This is a genomic window from Comamonas terrigena NBRC 13299, from assembly GCF_006740045.1.
GTDB lineage: Bacteria > Pseudomonadota > Gammaproteobacteria > Burkholderiales > Burkholderiaceae_C > Comamonas > Comamonas terrigena.
Genome location: NZ_AP019749.1, coordinates 3,386,123 through 3,409,056, shown reverse-complemented (window position 1 = coordinate 3,409,056; position 22,934 = coordinate 3,386,123). Strand labels below are relative to the sequence as shown.

The window sequence follows — 22,934 nt, the reverse complement described above, 5'->3', positions numbered from 1 at the left end:
CAAAGCCTGTTTGGGGTGTGGATGACCGTACAAAAAGCAGGTGAAACCGCTGCACGGCGGCGCCCGCCGCTAGGATGCCAGTCGGCGTATTCGCACAGCGAACAAAATAGACAAAAAAAACATAGCAACGCGCGCGAATCCCATGGGGGCTCCGGTTTCTGCACAGGCATCTTGGCCTGGCAGCGGGCGCCGCGTTCCCCACGCAACGCCTGCCTCCTGCCCACGCACGCTGTAGCGGTACTTGTCGATAACGGTACCTGCAGCGGTGCACCGCAGGTAATTCCGGGCAGGTCCAAGCACCTCCAAGCAGTTCTTCGCTGAGATGGCCGATCTATCCCCCGACGCTGAATCCCGCACCACACCCCCTGCTGCACCCCCTGCCGCCCCCCGCTCTGGTTGGCGTGCACGCTGGCTGACCGTGGCCGCACTGGGCGCACCCGGTCTGTGTTTCATCGTGCTGGGCTATGAGGGGCGGCGTGTCGCGCAGCTGCTGACCTTGCTGCTGCCCCTGCTGCTGTGGTTGCGCATGCCCTTGCGCACACCTGTGGGCATCATGGTCCGGCGTTGGCTGGTCACCTTGGGCATCCTGGTGTTCGTGCTGGATGGCGCGGCACGCACCTACCTGCTCAGCAGCTACCAGGCCGCACCGGATTCCACGCTGGTGCTCAGTGCCATGGCCAATACCAATCTGCGCGAAAGCCTGGAATACGCGGCCCAGTCCTGGCGTGGCTTGGCGCTGTTCGGCCTGGTGCTGGCGGCCGTGGCCGCCTGGATCTGGCAGGTGTCCGGCAGGCTGGAGGCGGTGCCTGCGCCCGGCCCGGGCCGAAAGCGCTCGCTGATGGACTGCGCGGTGCTGGTGCTGATCGGCATCCTGCTGCTGTTGTCAGCAGCGGCCTATGCCAACAAGCCGTGGCGCCGCCTGCACCCGGTGCTGTTCTGGCCCCACTGGGTGGAAAGCACGGAGAAACTGCGCAAGGGCTGGGCCAACCTGGACGCGGTGCGCAACCAGGCGCTGGAGCGCGCTCAGGCCGCTGCGCCCGTGGTGCTGCGTGAAGGGCCTTCCACGGTGGTGCTGGTGCTGACGGACAGCATCAACCGCGACAATTTCTCGCTCTACGGCTATGGGCGCAAGACCACGCCCGGCCTGCAGCAGCACCAGCGGCAGCTGGGCGCGCAGATGCAGGTGCTGCGCAACGCCTGGTCGGTGGATGCCGCCACCTTGCCCGCAATCGGCAACCTGTTTTCCTTCGGCATGCCCGAGGCCGACGACGCCCAGCACCTGCTGGCCCTGGCGCGGGTGGCCGGCTACAAGGTCTGGTGGATCAGCAACCACGACGATGTCGCCATCGAACAGCAGCATGCCCGCCACGCCGATGTGCTGCAGATGATCAACCGCGAACCCGGGCGCTCCAGCATGTCGCTGGACGGCGAGATGCTGGACGAATTCCACACCGCCCTGCAGGCGCCGGATCAGCGCAAGTTCATCGTGGTCCACATGCAGGGCGCGCACCCGCACTACAGCCTGCGCTTTCCCAAAGGGCACAACCCCTTTGATGCTGCCGATGACGCGGTCGATGCGGCCATGGCCCGGCAGGGCCGCCCGGTCTGGGTGCGGGAGCTGCGCCAGAACTACGACGCGGCCGTGCTCTACCACGACTCGGTGGTGTCCGAGCTGCTGCGCCTGTCGCGCGAAGCGGACCGGCCACAGGCCTATACGGGCTGGATGTACCTGTCCGACCATGGACAGGAAGTCGGCCATGTGGGCAACCATGTGGGCCACAGCCCCGGCACGGCGGCGGGCTACCGCATCCCGGCCATCGTCTGGCAGTCACACGCGGCGGCGCCCATGCCGACGGACTGGGCCCAGCGGCCATTCCGTGCGGACTGGGCGGCCTGGACGCTGGCGGACCTGCTGGGGGTGCAGTGGCATGGCCAGCAGGTGCAGCACAACGTGCTGCATGCGGACTACCGCTGGCAGGCGCCCCAGTTGCCCCAGCTGGGCACCCAGCTCCCCTCGTTCACCGATTGAATGCGCGGCACGTCAGACGTCTACGTCGCGTTGTACGCGGCATACCGTACGCAGCGCACGGCTGGCCTCACCCGCACCACGAACACCACGCACACCATGCGCACCCTGGGCGCCGCAGCCGGCCCACGGCTTACACCGCATCCCAGAACGACCGTACCAGCACGCTGTCGCTGCGCTCCTGCATGCAGTACAGATAGGTGGTGGTACAGGCCGGGGCGCCCGCAATGCGGATGGGCGTGAAGCGCGTATCGGGAATGAACTCCGCCTCCGACACCGCGCCAATGCCCAGGCCGCGCGCCACCGCCTCGCGGATGGCTTCGCGGCTGCCGATTTCCAGGCCCAGCCGGGGCTGCACCCCGGCGGCGCGCAAGGCCTGCTCCATGGCCGCACGGGTGGTGGAGCCGGGTTCGCGCAGCAGCAGCGGCTGGCCGTGCAGGGCGGTGATGTCCACCTCGTCGTGCCGCGCCAGCGGGTGGTCCACATGGGCAAACAGAATGATGGCGTGGCGCGCATATTCGCGCGCCAGCAGCTCGGGGCGTTCGTACAGACCGGCCAGCACCGCCACATCGGTGCTGTAGTGCGCCAGGTCGTGCAGCACCTGCTGTGAATTGCCCATGCGGATCGACAGCTGCATGCCGGGGTAGCGCGCGCGGTAGGCCGCCACCATCTCGATCACATGGAAAGGGCCAACCGCGCCCAGCTTCAGCTCACCCTGGTGCAGCTTGCCTGAATCGCGCAGAAAGAACGCGGCTTCCGACTCCAGCGCCAGCAGGCGCTGCGCCAGCGACAGCAGCTTGCTGCCGGCCGTGGTCAGCGCCATGCGGTAGCCCTGGCGGTGGAACAGCTCCACCTGGCTTTGCCGCTCCAGCGCGGCAATCTGGGTGGAGACCGTGGGCTGGCTCACGCCCAGCGCGCGTGCGGCGGCGCTCAGGCTGCCGTGGTGGGCCACGGCCACAAAAGTGCGGTAGCGGGCGTTGCTCATGGGGCCGCACTCCGGCGGCAGCAGGGGAGAAGAATCATCTCAAGGTGTGACCTATGGAAACTGTGCAAACCGATTCTGAAACCTTCACATGACAGTCATATGTCGTCCCTAGCATTCCATCCATCGCACGGCATCCCGCAAGTGCGAATGCTGAGATGCAAAGGATTCCCCCCATGTTGATGACCCGTAAAGCCTGGCTGCAATGCGCCACCGCAACCCTGGCCCTGGCCGCCGCCGGCATGGGCGGCAGCGCCATGGCCCAGTCCACCGAACTGCGTGTGGGCCTGATCCCTTCCGAAGACGCGCTGGCCATGATGCGCGCCAGCCAGCAGGTGATGGACCAGCTGGCCGCCAAGACGGGCATGAAGGTCAAACCCTTTGTGGCCAATGACTACAACGGCGTGATCGAAGCCATGCGCTCCGGCAAGATCGATGTGGCCTACTTCGGCCCGTTCTCCTATGTGCTGGCCAGCCAGATGGCAAACGCCGAAGCCTTTGCGATTCCGGTGACCAAGAAGACCGGCCAAAGCTCGTACCACAGCATCATCATCACCAAGAAGGACAAGGGCCTGACCAGCGTGCCCCAGCTGCAGGGCAAGACCTTTGCCTTTGTGGACCCCAGCTCCGCATCCGGCCACCTGTTCCCCAAGGCCGGCCTGAAAGGCGAGGGCGTCGATACCGACAAGTACTTCTCCCGCGTGATCTTCTCGGGCTCGCACGACGCCAGCATCATGGCCGTGGCCAATGGCAAGGTCGATGCCGCGGCCGTGGCCGATCCCATCTTCTCCAACGCCGTCACCAAGGGCCTGGTCAAGGCCGAAGACTTCCAGGTGGTGTGGCGCTCGCAGGCCATCCCCGAATCGCCCATGGCCTGGCGCAAGAACCTGGACGCCGCCACCAAGCAGAAAGTGGCCGCCGCCATGGCCGAGATCAAAGGCCTGCCCTGGGGCGACCGGGGCGAGCTGAACGGTTTCTCGTCCACCAACGACCAGGCCTATGACGTAGTGCGCACCACCGCCAAGGCCCTGAATCTGGACCTGGGGAAAATGAAATGATCACCATCCGCAACCTGCGCAAAAGCTACGGCAGCAACCATGTGCTGCACGGCATCGACATGGATGTGAAAGCCGGCGAATTCGTGGTCATGCTGGGCCTTTCGGGCGCCGGCAAATCCACCCTGCTGCGCTGCATGAACGGCCTGAACCAGCCGGACAGCGGCACCCTGCAGGTCGGCGGCATCGACCTGATGCAGACCCATTCCCGGCGCGAACTGGCCCGCCATGTGGCCATGGTTTTCCAGCACCACAACCTGGTGCATCGCCTGTCGGTGCGCAAGAACGTGCTGACCGGCCGCCTGGGCCAGGTGGGCACCTTGGCATCGGTACTGCAGTTCTTCAAGCACAGCGACATTGCCCTGGCAGACCAGTGCCTGGAACGCGTGGGCCTGGCCCACAAGGCGCTGGAACGCACCGAAGCGCTGTCCGGCGGCCAGATGCAGCGCGTGGGCATTGCCCGCGCCCTGGCCCAGCAGCCGCAGGTGATTCTGGCCGACGAACCCGTGGCCAGCCTGGACCCCAAGACCGCACGCCGCGTGCTGCAGTACCTGCGCGACGCCACCCGTGAAATGGGCATTGCCGTGGTCTGCAATCTGCACCAGGTGGACTACGCCAAGGAGTTTGGCGACCGCATCGTCGGCCTGTCCCAGGGCCGCATGGTGTTTGACGGCGCCCCGGCGCAGCTGGATGACGCAGCACTCAACGCCATCTACAGCACCGATACGCAAGCGGCGGATGCCGCCACCAGCCCCAGCCACAGCGTGCATGCGCCCACAGGCCCGTGGCATGCCGGCAGCGCGCAACTGGCCACCAGCGCAGGAGCAATGTGATGCACAGCCCGACCTTGAAGACACCACGCGACAGCTGGCAGTGGACGGCCGGCCGCCCGGAAACCACCAGCGGCTGGCTGGGCTACGCCGCACTGGCACTGGCCATAGGCTGGGTGCTGCACTGGAGCGCCGGCGGCGCGCAGATGAGCTGGGGCGAACTGGCCAACGGCATGCCGCAGATCGGCGATTTTCTGGCGCGCTCCGTGCCGCCGGATCTGGACATCCTGCCGCGCCTGTGGGCGCCGGCGCTGGAGACCATCCAGATCGCCATCTGGGGCACTTTGCTCAGCGTGGTCCTGGCGCTGCCGCTGTCCTTTGTGGCCGCCAGCAATCTGCACGGCTGGCACTGGCTGCGCCGCACCACCCGCCAGTTTTTGAACGTGGTGCGCAGCATCAACGAACTGATTCTGGCCCTGGTGTTTGTCTCGGCCGTGGGCCTGGGCCCGTTCCCCGGCGTGCTGGCCCTGGCGCTGCACGGCATGGGCATGCTGGCCAAGTTCTTTGCCGAGGCGATTGAAGAGATTGACGACGGCCCGCTGCAGGCCCTGCGCAGCGCCGGTGCCAGCCAGCTGCAGGTGATTGCCTTTGGCGTGGTGCCCCAGGTCATCACGGCCTGGATTGCCGTGGTGCTGTACCGCTTTGAAGTGAACCTGCGCTCGGCCACCGTGCTGGGCATGGTGGGCGCGGGCGGCCTGGGCTTCGAACTGGTCAGCAGCCTCAAGCTGTTCCGCTACCAGGAAACCGCCACCTGCATCATCGTCATCACGGTGATGGTGATTGCCGCCGACATGGTCTCCAACTGGCTGCGCAACCGCATCCAGCAAGGTCCCCGCCACTGACGCGGTGCGGTGGTGCCACCTGGCCTGCACAGCTTGCACGGCCACGGCACACACCGCGCACACCGCACGTGGTGGGCCATAGCTCGGCAACGCCGTCACCCCCACCACCCCGAACCCCTACCCAACACCCTTTCAACCCCCTCTGTCTGCACTGGCCCGCCAGTGCGGCAGGCCGGTCTCACCCTGAATTTTGCAAAGGTCTTATCCCGTGTGGACTTATCACAACCCCGTGCGTGTCACCGCCGGCAATGGCAGCCTCAACCAGCTGCCCGCGCTGCTGGCGGGTCGCAGCTGCCTGCTGGTCACCTTCCCGGAGGCTGACAGCCTGGGCCTGGTGCAGCGCGTGCGCAGCCTCATCGGCGCCCAGCTGCGCGGCGTGATCGACAGCATCCAGCCCAACCCCGATGTGCACTGGCTGGCCCCGCTGTACGAACAGGTGCAGCGCGAACATGCCGATGTGCCGGTCATCGTGGCGCTCGGCGGCGGCAGCGCCATCGACTCCGCCAAGGCGCTGCTCTGCGCCACGCCCGGCGGCCGCTTTGCCGAACTGCTGGCCGTGCTGGAGCAGGGCGGTCAGCTGCCTGCCTCTGCCGCCCACAAGGCGCTGATTGCCATCCCCACCACGGCCGGCACCGGCAGCGAAGTCACACCCTGGGCCACCATCTGGGACCAGGCTGGCAGCCGCAAGCATTCGCTGCACCAGCACTGCACCTGGCCGGAAGCCGCCCTCATCGACGCCGAGCTGATGGCCAGCCTGCCCGCAGGCGCCACCCTGGCGGCGGGGCTGGATGCGCTGTCACACGCCCTGGAATCCATCTGGAACGTGCACCGTAACCCAGTATCCATGGCGCTGGCTGTGCAATCGGCCCGCTGCACCCTGGCCACCTTGCCGGCGTTGATGCAAGACCTGGGCAATCCGCAACTGCGTGCCGACATGGCGCAGGCCGCGCTGCTGGCTGGGCTGGCGTTTTCCAACACCAAGACGGCGCTGGCGCATTCCCTGTCCTACGACATCACCTTGCAGCACGGCGTGCCGCACGGCATTGCCTGCTCGTTCAGCCTGCCGCTGGTGCTGGACATGGCCCTGGGCGCAGACCCGGTGGCCGATGCCGCGCTGCTGTCCATCTTTGACGCCATGACCCCGGCGCTGGCAGGTGAGCGGCTGCGTGCCTTTCTGCACCAGCTGGGCGTGCCCACCGACCCTGCCCACTACGGCGTGGCACCCGCAGCCTGGAAGGCCATGGTGCAGAAAGCCGCCAGTGGCCCGCGCGGGCGCAACTTCATCCGTCCGCTGGCCTGACCCTATCCCTCTGACCCAGACCTTTTCCGCGCTGCGCTGACCGCCATGTCCCCCACCTCCACCTTGCCGCTGGCCGCGTACTGCCCTGACCGCACCACCGTGCATGTGGACCCGGCAGGCGGCCGCGCAGCCTCCTCCCTGTTTGCCTTCCTCTTTGTTTTTCAGGAGCTTCGCCATGAACGCCACCACATCCGCCACAACGCAGGCCACCACTTCGACCTCGTCCGCCACCTTCAACGCAAGCTGCGCCGCGGCAGCAACCGGCTCCGCCGCAGACTTGGCGCCGCTGCAGGCCGTCATCTTTGACTGGGCCGGCACCCTGGTCGACTTTGGGTCCCTGGCCCCCACGCAGATCTTTGTGGAAGCCTTTGCCACCTTCGGCATCACCATCACCTTGGCACAGGCGCGCGGCCCCATGGGTCTGAGCAAGTGGGACCACATCCACCAGCTGCTGCAGGATGCCAGCATCGCCGCCCAGTGGCAGACCGTCTTCGGCCGAGCACCCGGCAATGACGATGTGGACGCTATCTACGCCCGTTTCATGCCCATGCAGATTGCCAAGGTGGGCGAGTTTTCGGCGCCGATCGAAGGCGCGGTAGAGCTGCTGCCCTGGCTGCGCGCCCACGGCCTGAAAGTGGGCTCCTGCTCGGGCTACCCGCGTGAGGTGCTGAACCAGTTGCTTCCCCAGGCTGCCGCCGCCGGCATCGCACCCGACCATGTGGTTGCCGGTGACGAACTGCCTGCCGGCGGCCGCCCCGGCCCCTTCATGGCGCTGGCCAATGTGCTGGCCCTGGGCATTGGCGATGTGCGCGCCTGCGTGAAGGTGGACGACACCGTGCCCGGCATCGACGAAGGCCTGCGCGCCGGCATGTGGACCGTGGGCCTGAGCCTGTCCGGCAATGAAGTGGGCTACAGCGTGCAGGAATACGCCCAGGCCCCGAAGGACGAAGTGGACGCCCGCGTGGCCGTGGCCGAAGCCAAGCTCAAGGCCGCCGGTGCCCACTACGTGGTGCGCAGCGTGGCCGAACTGCCCGCCGTGCTGGCCCAGATCGCCGCTGCCATGCGCGCAGGCAAGACCCCGGCCTGAAGGCTGCCAGATGGCAATCGGCACCCGGCATCCGCTGCGTGTGCCCGAGCCCTGGGGTTTGAACCGGGCTGCTGGCGGGGTAGGGCAGTGGTGGTGTGCCGCTCACACCTCCAACACCTCAGGTACCCAGGGCGCTGGGTGTGGGGCCCCGCCGCCCGTTTCCGGCCCTTCGCCTTGGCCGTCAGACCGGGTCGCCCGTTCGGACTGCGCGTCGGGTGAATCAGTTCGGGTAGTTCGGATTGACGATGGGCAGGTTGGCCGATTTGGCCGCCTCCCGCATCTGCGGAATCGCCTCCACCAGCTTCTGCCGGTACTCGGCCCCGCTCAGCGCCACCGGGTCAATGCCAATGCGGGCAAAAGCTTCGGCAATGGCCGGTGTCTTCATGATGGCCAGCACCGACTGCTCCATCCGGTCGCGCAGCGCCTTGGGCGTGCCCTTGGGAAAGGCCATGCCCATCCACGAATCGGCCGTGATGTTGTGCCCCTGCTCCTGGATGGTGGGCACCTCCGGCAGCTCCACCCAGCGCATGGGGCTGGCGCTGGCAATCATGCGCAGCTTGCCAGCCTGGATATGCGGCAGCACATCCGACGGGTTCAGCACGCTGGCATCCACCTGCCCGCCCAGCACCGCGCCAATGGTTTCCGGGCCGGACTTGTAGGTGATCTCTTCAAACTTGCCGCCGGTCTGCTTGGCCAGCTCCATGAACGGCGTGCTGTTGGGAAACGCGGGGGATGAATAGAACACCCCCTTGCCGGTTTTGGAAGCCGCAACCAGGTCGGCAATATTCCTGTATGGCGAATCGGCCCGCACCACCATGCCATAGCGGTAGCGCGCCACCCCGGCGATGTACTCAAAATCATCCAGCTTGTAATCCAGCTTCATGATCTGCGGCGACAAGGTCATGCTGGTATAGCTGGCCAGGCCCAGCGTGTAGCCGTCAGGCTTTTGCTTGGCCAGATAACCCACGCCCAGCGTGCCCTGGGCGCCGCCCTTGTTCACGGGAATCACCGGCTTTTTCAACACCTCCTCCATCGCCTTGCCAATGGTGCGCGCCGTCACATCGGTATTGCCGCCAGCCCCAAAGTTGATGACGAAATTGATTTCCTTGGCCGGGTACCCCTCCATATTGGCCCAGGCCGGGCCGGCCGAAAGCAGTGCAGCCACTGCCACCGGTGCGCAGCAACGCCGCCAGCGCGCGGCGCGGGAAAAACCGGGGAACAAGGCAGTGCTCAATACAGTGTGCAAACGGCGCATGGCAAGACTCCAGAGGTGAATAAAACCAGGGCCTGTGTTTTGCGGAACCAGGCCGGAATCGCAGTGGATGCGCAGCAAAAATGGGGGGAGGGAGAGGCAATCCACCGATGGCCCCATGCTCTGTGGGCAGCATTAGCGCTGCTGTCATTTTTTGGACAGCGCAGCCCATGCAGGCCGCCCGCACCAAACAGGGACGCATCAGCTTTTGCGTGCAGCCGTCAACACCTGCAAGGCCTGGCGCAGATTGCGGCGCTGCAGCAGTAACTGCGTTCTAGGGAAAACCGTATGCGTGTTTTCCTGAGCCTTTTATGGATGCATATGCCAGTGTTTCTGTTGCAGCACACGCTTACCAGAAACGGCACATGGCATAGCCGTTGGGCATAAGCAGCCCTGCCCATGCGCAGGACGAGCAAGCTAGATATTCATAGCTTTGCAATGCATGCACCAGATACACAGCCAGTTGTAAGCTTGTGTTACGCATGCTGGTCTAGGATGGACGGCGCTAAATAGTGACCGCCAGGTACCACGCTGCGTGGGCCGCAATGGTCACCCCTCTGGAGATTGTCATGCTGTTGATCGTGGGCACCGTGCGCCTGCCGCCCGAAAACCTGGAACGCGCCAAACCCGTAATGGGTGCCATGGTGCAAACCTCGCGCGCCGAAGCTGGCTGCCTGGAATATGTCTACGCTGAAGACTTTTTTATATGGTCGATTCAGGTGAAAAAATGCTAGATTACCAGACATATTCAGGAGTGGCAGCTACTCTCTGGATATTAAAGTGTCAGAAATTATTTTCAATATTAAATTTCTGATAATCTTAGAATGCATAATTAATATGCACGTAGAAAGAAATATTTTGCGTAAAATAAATTGAAAGATATATGACGATTAATTTAGATGTGCTGATAACAACTCCAGAAGACTATGTGGACATGAAAGCGGGTCTGGATACGTTGCAAGGATTGTCTGATGGGGTTCGCTGTATCTCTGAGTCAATTTTGACTGGTGAGGTGCCCAAGAGGATGAGTCATAAAGACAAGATAAGGACTAGTTTAAAAAGAAATTTCAAAGGTTCTTATGGGCAAATATTTAGTATTGATGTCTATGATGACGAGTTGCTTAAAAAATATAAAAAAATTGGAGCGGCTCCATTCATTGAGTTGATATCATATTTTCTTAAGGAGTCAGTTTATTTGGACGGTGGGGATCTGTCTAGCAAGGCGGATAAAGTTTTGGAAAATTTGGGCTATAAATCAGAAGAAATTATTGAGCAATTGCGAACTACGGCATTAGAGAATATACATCAGATTTCGATGAAATTTGATCATAATGTTGTTTTGAGACATAGAAAAAGTAGAGAGTCTCAAATTCCAATTGCATATTTTGACGAAGAAACTGCGAAATCAATTAAACCAATTTACGGGAAGAATGTAATTGATCTAACTGTAGGCATAACTAGATTTAACATTCATACGGGTAACGGTAGACTGCAGCTACTTGACCATGACGAAACAGTTTCTTTTGGTTTTGCTGGTAAATATAAAGAAATGGAGTTTCATGAAAAAAAGATTTTTTCAGAAAATTTAAATAAAAATAACGGCATTCTTCCACAGTACTGGGAATATATGAAGGTATCAGCTTTACCTGTAGAGTTGCCGGGCGGTAAAATTATTAAATATATACTTAGAAAGTATAATGAGTAATTGGCTAATTAAATTCGCTATCTTTTTTATATTAATAATTCTTGGATTGTATGTAATAAATTTTTATATTATTCTGGATTTTAAATTGTCGCCGCTTCCAGAGGTGTGGGGGCAGCTTGGAGATTATCTTGGAGGAACATTAAATCCTATTTTGAGTTTTATTTCAATAGTTCTTCTAATAAAATCGTTAAATATTCAGAATGAGTCTAATATTTCGCTGAAGAATGAGATAGATAATTCAAGAAAAACTGAGAAATTAAAATCTTTCGAAAATCTATTCTTTAATCTGATAGAAATTCAAAGAAAAGAATTTGAAAAACTTAATGGTGGCACAATTTTATTTGGAGATGCCGGGATCTCTGAAGCTAGTAGTTTTATTAATAAGGTGGAAAATGAGGTTGACAGGGTTTTAAATATTGGAGGAGGTGTTCAAGGTGTTAGGCGTGTTATTGATTTAATGGATGATGATGATCGTATTTATGATATTTTCAGAGGATTCTTTTTGAGTGTGAAACTTGTTTCTGATCGACTGAGTGAAAAAAATGGCTTTTCTTCGGATGACAGAAATTTGTATTACTCTACTTTAATAAATTTCACATCTTTTCCTCAGCTTAGATTAATGATGCTTGTCATTCAGTTTATGGATTATCCATCGGTAGATTTTTTTAAAAAAAATAAAGAATTTGAAAAAGTTATAAATGAACTTGGTATGAATTACAATCTATTCGATTGTTGATTTTCTTACTAATCTATTTCGTAAAAGTTATCATCAGGCGAGTTGGTAATTTGGTCTTCATGTGGTAATTTCTAAAATAAAATTGTTCAGTCGTCTTAGTATCTAGAATCCTCTAAAATTGAGCCATTGGATGTATATAAGTCTTTGACCAATTTGATTAAGGAATTGTGAGACGGTGCTGAATTAGCGCTATTTGACTTGAGGCGACGTTGAGACGTAGTTGTTTAGAACTGCGGTTTGGAAAAAAGTTTAATCAATGTGTAGATAGTCGAGTTGCGGGTTTATGGGTTGCCTTAGGTTTGCGATTTTCGTATATATATGCGAAATTTCCTATCAAGAGATAGTGCGAATTGTTTGATTGCAGAGTATGCTATTTGTAAAATTATCTTGTATAGTCGACTATGAACTGAAGTTGCTTATTCTATCTTTCGATGAATTGTCATGAGGTATTTTGTCGGAATTCCCATTATTTGGAGAGCATTTTAATGCTGTTGATCGTGGGCACCGTGCGCCTGCCGCCCGAAAACCTGGAACGCGCCAAACCCGTAATGGGAGCCATGGTGCAAGCCTCCCGTGCCGAAGCCGGCTGCCTGGAATATGTCTACGCCGAAGACCTATTTGTGCCCGGCTTGATCCATGTGAAAGAGCGCTGGATCGAACAGGCCGCGCTGGATGCGCATTTTGCATCGGCGCATATTCAGGCATGGCGGGCCAGCTGGGAAGGGCTAGGGATTGGAGAGCGGAATTTGAAGGTGTATGAGGTGAGTGAGTCGAGGGCTACCTAATCCGAACCAAAAAGAGAGAAGAAGATGGAAGCACCACCCAGCCCTGTCGGAAAAGTGCCGCCTGACGGCACGCCAGAGCAGAAGTCGGACTCTGACGACAGCACCATTGAGCTCGCCGATGTCATCGCGAATCGAGTCTTGAGTGGTCTCGGCACACCACTACGCGTCAGTCCTGCGAAACCTGACCGTGCGGCGCCGCCACCTCAAATGCCCACTGAAGGCTCAACCGCTGCGCGAACCAAGTCGCCTCCGCTGAAGCGCGCATCGAATCGCCGAGCCCCCTCGCAGGTGTCGATGGAGTCTTACACGTCGGCGCCTTTCGCGTCCGTGAAGGCTGCACCCTTGTCCACACCAGACCCATCGTTGAACCAGCGTTCTGCAGGTCGTGAGGAAGAACTTAATGAATCAAACGCACCTGAACTCTTTCAGCAGCCGGTCAAGGTTGGAGAGATAGAAGACGACGCTAAGCTCCAAGAAGCTAAACGCCGGATGAGCGAGACGCTAATCGCGTCTCCCATGAACGACGATGCATGGGACGGAAAAGCTGTCGACCGCCTTGGATTCAGCGAGGACGCAAAGGCTTTCGCCCGCGTTGTCGCCTCCAAGGACGTGCGGCCCCCGCTCGCGATTGCGGTTTTCGGAAGCTGGGGCTCCGGCAAGTCATTCTTCATGCGGCTCGTCCACGACCACGTTGCTGAACTTGCCAAGGGCGATTACTACACGAAAGCTCCTGAGGGGGCATCGGGAAGCTTCCACAGCCGGATCGTACAGGTTCGTTTCAACGCTTGGCACTACAGCGAAACAAACCTTTGGGCTAGTCTAGTGGACCACTTGTTTACCCAGTTGGGATCTGTGGTCGACGTGGACGGGGGCCGAAAGACCGACGACGAACGCCGCAAAGCTGCTCTGCTGGAGAACTTGGGCACAACCAGGCTGCTGACTGTTGAGTCGGCAGAGCGTCTTGCCGACCAACGTAGGACTCAGAAAGAGTTTGCCGACAAGCTAGCGGCGGCTGAGCAGGCACGGTTAGTTGAAGCGGCAAAGGTAGTCGGGCGACCCGCAACCTACCTAGACATCGCGCATCGCGTACTTGCTGACGACAGCGAGTTGCGCACACAGCTTCAGGAAGCGGCCAACTCCCTCGGCATTACTAATTTGGAGGTTGCCAAGAGTCAAATCCAGGCCAGCCTAGAAGCAACCAACACTCTTGCAGGGGAAAGCCGGATTGTCTTCAACAGCGTCAGCACGAAATTGGGAAGCAAGATCGGCGCAGCACTGGCTTTCGCATGCATTCCGGCGGCGCCGCTGCTCGCTTGGTGCCTTAAGGAACTGATGCAAGATTTTGACGTATCGCACGTCACCAGTCTGCTCACGTCAGCAGCAACTTGCTTGATTGCACTGAGCATCGGGGTCCGGAGGCTCCATGATCTGGCGGGTCCTGTCCTGAGGAATATGCGAGTAGTGAAGGCCAAGGTCGACGAGGTAGTTGCGTTGGCCATGAAGGAGCATGACGACGCAGTAGAAGAAGCGCAAACTGCTTTGAGCAGGGCCGAAGCTGACATCGTTGCAGCAAAACAAGACCTCGCAGCATCCGCAGGCAACTTGGCTAAAGCAGTCGAAGACTTTCACGGCGCGACTGGCAGCGGCAGGCTCCGCAAGTTCCTTCAGGCGCGTGCGACGGATGGGCATTATGCAAAGCATCTCGGTCTCATCGCTTCAGTGCGCCGGGACTTCGAAGAACTTTCTCGCGGGATGCAGAGCGACCAAGCAACCTCAGCGTTCCTGCCTGAGGAAGCGGCAGCACTGCTTTCCCGAATTGAGCGTCTTGAGGCCAATGACAGCGGACTTCTGCCGGAGGACAAAAGGGTTCTGGAGGCGTTGAGGCTGGATCTGCAGCCAGATGCTGCGAAAAAGAAAAAACTAGAGCTTCCATTCGAGCGCTTGGTCTTATATATCGACGACTTAGACCGCTGCTCACACGAGAAGGTCATCGAGGTGCTGCAAGCTGTCCACATGCTCCTTGCCTTCCCGCTTTTCACCGTATTTGTCGCAGTGGATGTGCGCTGGCTTTCGCAGGCGCTGCTGAAGCAATATGGGTCTTTGCTGAAATCCGATAGCGGTGTCGCCAGCGCAGCGCCGCACGACTACCTCGAAAAAATTTTTCAGTTACCTTATTGGATTGAGGAGGTCAACGGCAAGTCTGGTAAGACCTTGCTCGAGGGGCTCATTCCCGTTGATAACGACATCCCCTCAGAATCTGATACTTCCAGAGGTCAAAGGGAAAGCCAGCAGAGTTCCGGTTTGACGCCGTCGGCGCACAGAGAACCGCGGGTGTACTCATTGACGTTCAAGACGTTCCATCGCGACTCCATGGCCCTGTTCATTCCATATTTCGCAACTGTTCCGCGCAAGATACTCTGGTACGCGAACGCTTTTCGCGTGATGAAGGCAACGTCGAGGTCGCTCAATATGGTTGATGACGTTGAACATGACTTCATCATCATTTTGCAGCTGGCGCTGGCAAATATTTCCGCTAGCGATTACGAGACTTGGCTGAGGATAATCGAGAGTGCCGGAGGCGCGCCGACTTCATTGAGCGAGTTCCACAGAAGACTTTCCAAAACAACAAACAATTTTTTCTTCCGGGATGCAGTGAAGAAAGCCGGCTCGTTCGCCGAGGAAAACTTGCAGATCCTCGTTTTTGAACCACAGCTCTTGCTGCAATACGGTCGGCGAGCCAAGCGCTTTTGCTTTGGCACATCCTAGGTGGTAATCAAGTCGGACAGTGCTGCCGTAGGCTGCTGCGAGATGCGAAAGACTTGTGCGGGGAGTCGCTTCACTTCGCAGCTTGGCCAAGCCGGACTTCATACATTAGACGTTGGCAACGGTTGAATCCGTAGCCTGAAACAGTCATAAAGGCGGTGGCGCCAGCTTCAGGCCGAACGCAGCCCTCTGTGCAATGTTCGGTCCACTTGCCCCCACTCACCCCCGTCCCACAAAAGGCATCTTGGTCGCCATCACCGTGTGAAACAGCACATTGGCTTCCAGCGGCAGATTGGCCATGTACAGCACGGAGCGGGCCACGGTGTGGGTGTCGATCATGGGCTCCACCGCAATCGTGCCGTTGGCCTGGGGCACGCCCTTGGCCATGCGTTCGGCCAGTTCGGTGACGGCGTTGCCCACGTCGATCTGGCCCACTGCAATGTTCCAGGCGCGGCCGTCCAGGGAGGCGGTCTTGGTCAGGCCCATCACCGCATGCTTGGTGGCGGTGTAGGCGGCAGAGTTGGGGCGCGGCGCGTGGGCGGAAATGCTGCCGTTGTTGATGATGCGCCCGCCCTGGGGGGACTGGTCGCGCATCACGCGGAAGGCCTGCTGCAGGCAATAGAACATGCCGTTGAGGTTGGTGTTGACGACGTCCTGCCAATCGGCAGCCGACCAGTCCAGGAACGAACCCGGTGGGTTGCCGCGACCGGCGTTGTTGAACAACAGGTCCACGCGGCCCCATTGCGCCACGGTCTGGGCAAACAGCTGCTGTACGGCGGCGGCGTCGGTCACATCGGTGGGCACGCACAGCACGCGGTCGGCGGCTTCGTATTGGTCCTGCGCGGCCTGGCGCACTTCTTCCAACATGGCCAGGCGGCGCCCGGCCAGGGCCACATGCCAGCCGTCGCCCACCAGGGCCAGGGCGGTGGCTTTGCCGATGCCGGAACCGGCGCCTGTGACAACGGCAACTTTGCGGGTGGGGCTGAGGGTGGGCATGCGGTTCTCCTGACAGGGTGAGGGTGGTGTTGCGGTGGATTGTAGAAAGCGGCTGGCGCCTCGGGGCGGTGGCGGGCTGTGGAGGCGTCGCATTGGCGGCATGTCACAGGCTGCCCGTGGCATGCAGCATGCCTGCGGTGGGGGGCACAGTGCAGCGGCAGTGCGGGCACAAAAAAGCCGCCCGCAGGCGGCTGGTGGCAATGCGGCATGGGCCGCACGGGTGCTGTCCGTTCAGGCCTGCAACTGCTGCGCGTGGTGGCGCAGGTGGTCGTCGATAAAGGTCTGGATGAAGTAGTAGCCGTGGTCATAGCCTGCATGGCGGCGCAGCGTGAGCGGTTGGCCCAGCTGGGCGCAGGCAGCTTCCAGTGCTTCGGGCAGCAGCTGTTTCTCGATCAGGAATTTGTCGGCCAGGCCCTGGTCGATCAGGATGCCGGCCGGGTAGGGCGGCTTGCCCTGGCTTTCCATCAGGCGCGTGGCGTCGTGCTGGGCCCAGGCTGCCTGGTTGGCGCCCAGGTAGCCGGCAAAGGCTTTCTGGCCCCAGGGGCAGTTGACCGGGTTGGCAATGGGCGCAAAGGCCGACAGGCTTTTGAACACGCCGGGGTGGTGCAGCGCCAGGGTCAGCGCGCCGTGGCCGCCCATGCTGTGGCCGAAGATGCCCAGGCGCTGGGTGTCAATCGGCAGGTGGCGGGCCAGCAGCGGCAGCAGTTCCTCAATGAGGTAGCTTTCCATGCGCCAGTTCTGTTCCCACGGGGCCTGCTGGGCGTCCAGGTAGAAACCGGCACCCACGCCAAAGTCCCAGCTGTCGGATTCGCCCGGCACGTTGGCGCCGCGCGGGCTGGTGTCGGGGGCAATCAGGGCGATGTTCAGCTCGGCCGCCAGGCGCTGGGCGCCGGCCTTGGTCATGAAGGTTTCTTCGGTGCAGGTCAGGCCGGCCAGATACAGCACGGCAGGCACTTTCTCGCCCGCCACGGCCTTGGGCGGCAGGTAGACCGAGAACTTCATCGGCAGGCCGATCTCACGCGAATCGTGCTGGTAGTAGCGCTGCGCGCCGCCAAAGCAGGCGTGGGCGGATTTGAGTTCCATGGGTGACTCCTTGAACGGTAGCCGCGCAAGCGCTGGGGCGCTGCAGTGGCGTGTGGGATGCGTGGCGTCTGCGTGCAGACGGTGGGCCGGATGGGGTCAGAGCCGGGGCACGCTACCGTGTTGTGCGGTTTGCGCGGGCAGTGCTGCGGGTTGTGTATGTTGGCGCGCTCAAGCTATGCCATCCACGTCGTCCACAGCATGCGCCCCGGCTGTCTGCGCCCCGCAGACCCTGCCACAGGCGAAGGCCGCAGCCGGGTGCACCAGTGCATGCACTCCAGATGGAAGCATGGCGGGCGCACCGGGGCTGCATGGCAACGTAGCTATGTACGGCCTTATTCCGCGTAGTTGACCACCGAGCGGATCGACTTGCCTTCGTGCATCAGGTCAAACGCTTCGTTGATCTTGGCCAGACCCATGGTGTGGGTGACAAACGGCTCCAGCTGGATCTTGCCGGCCATGGCGTCTTCCACCATGCCGGGCAGTTCGCTGCGGCCCTTCACGCCGCCGAAGGCCGTGCCCAGCCACTTGCGGCCGGTCACCAGCTGGAAGGGGCGGGTGGAGATTTCCTGGCCCGCACCCGCCACGCCGATGATCACGGACTGGCCCCAGCCGCGGTGGGCGCATTCCAGCGCGGCACGCATGACCTGGGTGTTGCCGATGCATTCGAAGCTGTGGTCCACGCCCCAGCCGGTCATCTCCACAATCACTTGCTGGATGGGCTTGTCGAAGTCCTTGGGGTTGATGCAGTCGGTGGCGCCAAAGGTCTTGGCCAGATCGAACTTGCCGGGGTTGGTGTCCACGGCAATGATGCGGCCGGCCTTGGCCAGCTTGGCACCCTGGATCACCGCCAGACCGATACCGCCCAGGCCGAACACGGCCACGGTGTCGCCTTCCTGCACCTTGGCGGTGTTCTTGACGGCGCCCAGGCCGGTGGTCACGCCGCAGCCCAGCAGGCAGACCTGCTCGGGGTTGGCGTCGGGGCTGATCTTGGCCAGCGATACGGCGGCCACCACGGTGTATTCGCTGAAGGTGGAGCAACCCATGTAGTGGTAGATGGGTTCGCCGTTGTAGCTGAAGCGGGTGGTGCCGTCGGGCATCACGCCCTTGCCCTGGGTGGCGCGCACGGCCACGCACAGGTTGGTCTTGCCGCTCTTGCAGAACAGGCATTCGCCGCACTCGGCGGTGTACAGCGGGATCACGTGGTCGCCAGGCTTCACGCTGGTCACGCCTTCGCCCACTTCCACCACAATGCCGGCGCCTTCATGGCCCAGCACGGCGGGGAAGATGCCTTCGGGGTCGTCACCGCTCAGGGTGAAGGCATCGGTGTGGCAGACACCGGTGTGGGTGATCTTGACCAGCACTTCACCCTTCTGGGGCGGGGCCACGTCGATCTCGACGATTTGCAGGGGTTCTCCGGCTTTGAAGGCAACAGCGGCGCGGGATTTCATGGGACAGGTCTTTCCAGAAGGGGGAGCAGGGCAGTGCCACAGGGCGGGCGCGGCACCGCCTGTACAGCAGGGGGATCGCCGGGCGCCGGGCGCAGTGCACTGGCGAAGCCCCGACTGTAGGGCATTCGCAGGCAAAGCCCAGCCCCCGGCGGGCTGTATGGCCGGTGGCGCAGGCTTTATGTCCGCATATGGCGGTGATGTGGCGGTGATGGCCGCTGTGGCTGCCATCGGCATGGGCGCCGCTGTTGCCTCTGGCGCCGTGGTTGCCGCCATGGCGGTTGCAGCGGATGCTGCGGTGGTGGTGTCAGTGGTGGCGCCAGTGGTGGTGTGCTGCGGCCTGCCCTTGGTTCAACCCTGCCGCCAGTGGCGCAGGCAGGCCTGGGCCAGTGCGGTGGCCGGGTCCACGCTCAGCGCCAGCAGTTCGGGCGCGGCGTGGCGCAGGCCGATGGGCACCTCGGTGCAGGCCATGACCAGTTGCGTGGCGCCGCGTGCCAGCAGCGCCTCGGCAGTCTGCGCCAGTAGCTGGCCGCCCGTGGCAATGTCGTTGGCCTTGATGGCGTAGCAGCCCGGGGTGAACAGTGTGTCCAGCTCCTGCTCGGTGGGCGTCAGGTAGTCCAGGCCAGCCGCTTCCAGCCGCGACTGGTACAGGCGCTGGCTCAGCGCGCCCCGCGTGGCGATCACACCGATGCGGGCCGGGGATGGCTGCGATGGCTGTGGCGCCGCCTGTAGTGCCTGCACCGTGGCGTCGACAATGTGCAGGATGGGCGCGGCACTGTGGGCGCTCAAGGGGCCATACCAGGCGTGGGCCGTGTTGCAGGGAATGGCAATGCAGGTGGCGCCAGCGGCATTCAGCCGGGCAATGCCTTGCAGCATGGCGGGCAGCGGGTCCTCGCCGCCACCGGCCAGGGCCCGTTGCCGGTCCGGAATCTGCGGCACATTCCAGGTCACGGTGGGCACATGCTCCTGGTCGCGCTGCGCTCCGCTGATGTCCAGCAGGCGCTGCAGAAAGTCCAGCGTGGCCAGCGGCCCCATGCCGCCCAGCACGCCCACCAGGCGCGGCGCGCTCATGCGGCCACGCTCTGCAGCGACTTGGCCGCTTCTTCACGCAGCACATGCAGGATGTCGCGTTTCAGGGCGCCAAAGCGCGGGTCGGCCACCAGGTCCTCAAAGCTGCGCGGCCGCTCGAACGGGACCTGCAGCTCCTGGCGAATCCGCCCGGGGCGCGAGGACAGAATCACCACCCGGTCGGCCAGGAACAGTGCCTCGTCCACATCGTGGGTCACAAAGAGGATGGTGGTGCGCTTCTGTTGCCAGATGCCGGTCAGCAGCTCCTGCATGGCCAGCCGGGTCTGGGCGTCCAGCGCGCCGAAGGGTTCGTCCATCAGCAGGATTTCTGGTTCGGGCAGCCAGGCGCGGGCCAGGGCGGCGCGCTGGCGCATGCCGCCGGACAGCTGCCAGGGGTGGTGATCGGCAAAGTCGGCCAGGCCGACCAGGCGCAGAAACTCGTCGGCGCGGGCTGCATAGTCTGCGGCGCGCTGGCCGGCCATGCGCGGGCCGAAGTCCACGTTCTGGCGCACGGTAAGCCAGGGGAACAGCGTGGGCTGCTGGAACACCATGCCGCGCTCCGGCCCGGGGCCGGTGATGGGGCGGCCGTCGCACAGCAGGCGCCCGCCGTCGGGTTGCTCGAAGCCGGCCACCAGATTCAGCAGCGTGGACTTGCCGCAGCCCGATGCGCCCAGCAGGCAGACGAATTCGCCATGCTGCAGCTCCAGCGAGACATCGCTGAGCACCTGCTGGCTGTCCCCCTTGCCCGGCTGGGCAAAGTGCTTGTGCACGCCCTGGATCTGGATGCGGCTGTGGCTCTGACTATGACCATGGTCGCGGTCGTGGTGACCACCGGATGACCGCGTGGTGGTGTGCAGGTGCGCGCTCATGCGTCTTTCCCGGCCCAGGGGGCGTAATGGCGCTGCAGCAGCACCAGGCCCACGTCAAACAGATAGCCGATCAGGCCCAGCAGCAGAATGCCCAGCATCACCACGTCGGTGCGCAGATAGCTGCCGGCATTGATGACCATCCAGCCTAGGCCGGAATTGGCCGCCACCATTTCAGCGGCGATCAGCGAGGTCCAGCCAATGCCGATGGCCAGGCGCACGGTGGTGAACAGCTCGGGCAGGGCGTGCGGCAGCACCACATGGCTGAACAGCTGGCGGCGGCTGGCCCCCAGCGTCTGCGCTGCGCGCAGCCGCGCCTGGCTGATATGGGCCACCGCCGCAGCGGCACCCACGACGATGCTCAGCACCGTGGCAATGAAGATCAGAAAGAACTTGGCGCCTTCCCCAATGCCGAACCAGACGATGACCAGCGGTACCAGCGCAATCTTGGGCAGGGGCCGCAAAAATTGCACAAAGGGGTTGAGCGTGGCGGACAGTGTGGCCGACAGGCCCATGGACAGGCCCAGCGGCACGCCAACCAGAATGGCCACGACAAAGGCCACCAGCGCGCGCAGCGTGCTGGTCAGCAGGTGCTGCCACAGCGGCGTCTGGCGGTAGCCTTCCTGGGTCAGTTCCACCAGGGTGTGCCACAGATCGGTGGGGGGCGGCAGCATCAGCGCATCCACCCAGCCCAGGCTGCCGCTGGCTTGCCACAGCAGCAGCACGGCCAGCACGCTGGTGATGCTGACCGCCGCCAGCCGGCCCGCAGAGGGAATCCAGCGCGCGCGTGCGGGCTGTGGCGATGGGGCCTGCGCCGCCGTGGGCGGCAGGTACAGCGGCAGTGGCGTTTGCGAAGACAGGGACATGGCGCAGCCTGCTTACTTGGCGGCCGCAGCGCGCTGCAGATAGGTGGTGTTGATGTAGGGGCCGTAGCTGACCGGCACCTCCTGCTTGCGCAGCTCGCCAATGCCAGCCAGGAATTCGGCCGAGTCCTTGTAGGCCTTGGTGATCAGCGAGTTGGACTTGGTCTTTTCATCCCCGATGAAGGCCGGGGTCAACTGCTCCTGCAGCGAAGGGTATTCCAGCCCGCCCAGGGTGCTGCGCACGCTGTCGGCGGGAATGTCCAGGTGCTTGGCAATGGCCTGCACCGAACCTTCCTCGTCCTTCTTGTACTGGTCCACCTTGTCCTGCACCACGCGCAGGAACTTGGTCACCAGCTCGGGGTGCTTCTCGGCAAATTCCTTGCGCACCACGAAGTTGTTGAACACCAGCACCTGGTGCTTCTGCAGGTCCTTGGTGACATAGATCTGCTTGCCGCCGCTGGCTTCCAGCTGCTGGGTGAAGGGGCCCCAGACATAGGCGGCGTCGATGTCGCCGCGCTTCCAGGCGGCCACAATCTCGGCGGGCTTGAGCGACAGCGCCTTGATCTTGCTGCGGTCCACCTTGGCCAGCTTCACGGCCTGCTCGAACGCGTACTGCGCGGTGGAGTTGGCAGGGTAGGCCACGGTCTTGCCTTCCAGGCCCTTGAGGTCGGTGATGCCGTCGCGGGCAATCAGGCGCTCTGCGGTGGCAATGATTTCGGGCGTGCCGATCACCTCGATCGGCAGCTTGCGCGCAATGCCGGCCGCAGCCGGGCTGGAGCCAAAGCGGGCAATGTCGATTTCCTTGGCCGCAAACAGGCTCAGCACATCGGCACCCGAGGCGAACTGCACCCACTTGGTCTTGGTGCCGAAGGCCTTGTCGAACGAACCGTCGATCTTGCCCAGAATCCACACGCGCGGGCCGCCGGCCCAGGCCAACCGCACCTCGGAAGGAACGGACTGGGCAAACGACGACAGCGCGGACAGGCCCAACAAGGCGGCTGCGGCAACACGGGTCACGGAAAAGCGGGGCATGGGGAGATCCTTAATTTGAAATGCTTATGAAGAAATTTATCTTGATAAGCATTTGGAATTAAGCGTGTTTTGCGCATATCCATAGTTGGATTTCACCCATGGCCGGTGCTGGCCCGGTGGCGTGGTTATGGGGGGCTGCAGCGCCCACAGCCGCCATCGCACCAAGGCCGCCAAGGCCACCGTCGCCCGCAGCCAACCGAATGACCACGCGCAGCACG

20 protein-coding genes are annotated in these 22,934 nt (G+C 61.5%); 11 read left to right on the top strand and 9 right to left on the bottom strand.

What is annotated here, in order from left to right; translation table 11 throughout:
• Positions 1 to 322 precede the first annotated feature (322 nt).
• On the top strand, positions 323 to 2,029 hold the full coding sequence (locus CT3_RS15585) for a phosphoethanolamine transferase (RefSeq protein WP_083520310.1): 1,707 nt from the start codon (positions 323 to 325) through the stop codon (positions 2,027 to 2,029).
• Positions 2,030 to 2,159: 130 nt separating this feature from the next.
• Here CT3_RS15585 and CT3_RS15580 read toward each other — a convergent pair whose 3' ends face one another.
• Positions 2,160 to 3,011, bottom strand: coding sequence for a LysR substrate-binding domain-containing protein (locus CT3_RS15580; protein ID WP_066534117.1), 852 nt, complete (start codon positions 3,009 to 3,011; stop codon positions 2,160 to 2,162).
• Between the two features lie 173 nt (positions 3,012 to 3,184).
• On the opposite strand from CT3_RS15580, the gene phnD reads away from it, so the two are divergent.
• The 5 genes from phnD (at position 3,185) to phnX (ending at position 8,122) form a co-directional block, all read left to right on the top strand.
• Complete coding sequence (gene phnD / locus CT3_RS15575) at positions 3,185 to 4,066, top strand: phosphonate ABC transporter substrate-binding protein (RefSeq protein ID WP_066534115.1); 882 nt, start codon at positions 3,185 to 3,187, stop codon at positions 4,064 to 4,066.
• On the top strand, positions 4,063 to 4,896 hold the full coding sequence (gene phnC / locus CT3_RS15570) for a phosphonate ABC transporter ATP-binding protein (protein WP_066534113.1): 834 nt from the start codon (positions 4,063 to 4,065) through the stop codon (positions 4,894 to 4,896). The genes phnD and phnC overlap by 4 nt, the downstream gene beginning before the upstream one ends.
• On the top strand, positions 4,896 to 5,735 hold the full coding sequence (gene phnE / locus CT3_RS15565; protein ID WP_066534111.1) for a phosphonate ABC transporter, permease protein PhnE: 840 nt from the start codon (positions 4,896 to 4,898) through the stop codon (positions 5,733 to 5,735). The genes phnC and phnE overlap by 1 nt, the downstream gene beginning before the upstream one ends.
• Positions 5,736 to 5,943: 208 nt before the next feature.
• Entirely contained in the window at positions 5,944 to 7,035 is a 1,092-nt protein-coding gene (gene psrA / locus CT3_RS15560; protein WP_066534109.1) for an iron-containing alcohol dehydrogenase PsrA, read from the top strand.
• Between the two features lie 175 nt (positions 7,036 to 7,210).
• Complete coding sequence (phnX, locus tag CT3_RS15555; RefSeq protein WP_083520309.1) at positions 7,211 to 8,122, top strand: phosphonoacetaldehyde hydrolase; 912 nt, start codon at positions 7,211 to 7,213, stop codon at positions 8,120 to 8,122.
• A gap of 220 nt (positions 8,123 to 8,342) precedes the next feature.
• Here phnX and CT3_RS15550 read toward each other — a convergent pair whose 3' ends face one another.
• Positions 8,343 to 9,377 (bottom strand): Bug family tripartite tricarboxylate transporter substrate binding protein, encoded by a 1,035-nt coding sequence (locus CT3_RS15550; protein ID WP_083520308.1) that lies wholly within the window; start codon positions 9,375 to 9,377, stop codon positions 8,343 to 8,345.
• A gap of 566 nt (positions 9,378 to 9,943) precedes the next feature.
• Between CT3_RS15550 and CT3_RS15545 the strand changes: the two genes are divergently transcribed.
• The 5 genes from CT3_RS15545 (at position 9,944) to CT3_RS15525 (ending at position 15,366) form a co-directional block, all read left to right on the top strand.
• Complete coding sequence (locus tag CT3_RS15545) at positions 9,944 to 10,108, top strand: putative quinol monooxygenase (protein ID WP_227657914.1); 165 nt, start codon at positions 9,944 to 9,946, stop codon at positions 10,106 to 10,108.
• A 149-nt stretch (positions 10,109 to 10,257) separates the two neighbouring features.
• Positions 10,258 to 11,079: a hypothetical protein gene (locus CT3_RS15540; RefSeq protein WP_083520307.1), complete on the top strand. Its 822-nt coding sequence runs from the start codon at positions 10,258 to 10,260 to the stop codon at positions 11,077 to 11,079.
• The gene (locus tag CT3_RS15535) at positions 11,072 to 11,815 is read left to right on the top strand and encodes a hypothetical protein (RefSeq protein ID WP_127446255.1); all 744 of its coding nucleotides are present in this window, start codon (positions 11,072 to 11,074) and stop codon (positions 11,813 to 11,815) included. The genes CT3_RS15540 and CT3_RS15535 overlap by 8 nt, the downstream gene beginning before the upstream one ends.
• 485 nt (positions 11,816 to 12,300) lie before the next feature.
• Positions 12,301 to 12,600: a putative quinol monooxygenase gene (locus tag CT3_RS15530; RefSeq protein ID WP_066534104.1), complete on the top strand. Its 300-nt coding sequence runs from the start codon at positions 12,301 to 12,303 to the stop codon at positions 12,598 to 12,600.
• 24 nt (positions 12,601 to 12,624) lie between these two features.
• On the top strand, positions 12,625 to 15,366 hold the full coding sequence (locus tag CT3_RS15525) for a P-loop NTPase fold protein (RefSeq protein ID WP_083520306.1): 2,742 nt from the start codon (positions 12,625 to 12,627) through the stop codon (positions 15,364 to 15,366).
• Positions 15,367 to 15,582: 216 nt separating this feature from the next.
• Here CT3_RS15525 and CT3_RS15520 read toward each other — a convergent pair whose 3' ends face one another.
• From CT3_RS15520 to CT3_RS15490, 7 genes are all read right to left on the bottom strand, one after another.
• Complete coding sequence (locus CT3_RS15520) at positions 15,583 to 16,359, bottom strand: SDR family oxidoreductase (protein WP_066534102.1); 777 nt, start codon at positions 16,357 to 16,359, stop codon at positions 15,583 to 15,585.
• A gap of 231 nt (positions 16,360 to 16,590) precedes the next feature.
• On the bottom strand, positions 16,591 to 17,442 hold the full coding sequence (gene fghA / locus CT3_RS15515) for an S-formylglutathione hydrolase (RefSeq protein WP_066534100.1): 852 nt from the start codon (positions 17,440 to 17,442) through the stop codon (positions 16,591 to 16,593).
• Positions 17,443 to 17,774: 332 nt separating this feature from the next.
• Positions 17,775 to 18,890: an S-(hydroxymethyl)glutathione dehydrogenase/class III alcohol dehydrogenase gene (locus tag CT3_RS15510; protein ID WP_066534098.1), complete on the bottom strand. Its 1,116-nt coding sequence runs from the start codon at positions 18,888 to 18,890 to the stop codon at positions 17,775 to 17,777.
• Positions 18,891 to 19,238: 348 nt separating this feature from the next.
• Positions 19,239 to 19,958, bottom strand: coding sequence for a cysteate racemase (gene cuyB / locus CT3_RS15505; RefSeq protein ID WP_066534094.1), 720 nt, complete (start codon positions 19,956 to 19,958; stop codon positions 19,239 to 19,241).
• Positions 19,955 to 20,824, bottom strand: a complete 870-nt coding sequence (locus tag CT3_RS15500) for an ABC transporter ATP-binding protein (protein ID WP_083520305.1) — start codon at positions 20,822 to 20,824, stop codon at positions 19,955 to 19,957. Before CT3_RS15500 ends, cuyB begins: the two co-directional genes overlap by 4 nt.
• A complete protein-coding gene (locus CT3_RS15495) occupies positions 20,821 to 21,687 on the bottom strand; it encodes an ABC transporter permease (RefSeq protein ID WP_083520304.1) in 867 nt (288 codons plus the stop codon). Before CT3_RS15495 ends, CT3_RS15500 begins: the two co-directional genes overlap by 4 nt.
• A 12-nt stretch (positions 21,688 to 21,699) precedes the next feature.
• A complete protein-coding gene (locus CT3_RS15490) occupies positions 21,700 to 22,716 on the bottom strand; it encodes a taurine ABC transporter substrate-binding protein (RefSeq protein WP_066534091.1) in 1,017 nt (338 codons plus the stop codon).
• Positions 22,717 to 22,934 lie beyond the last annotated feature (218 nt).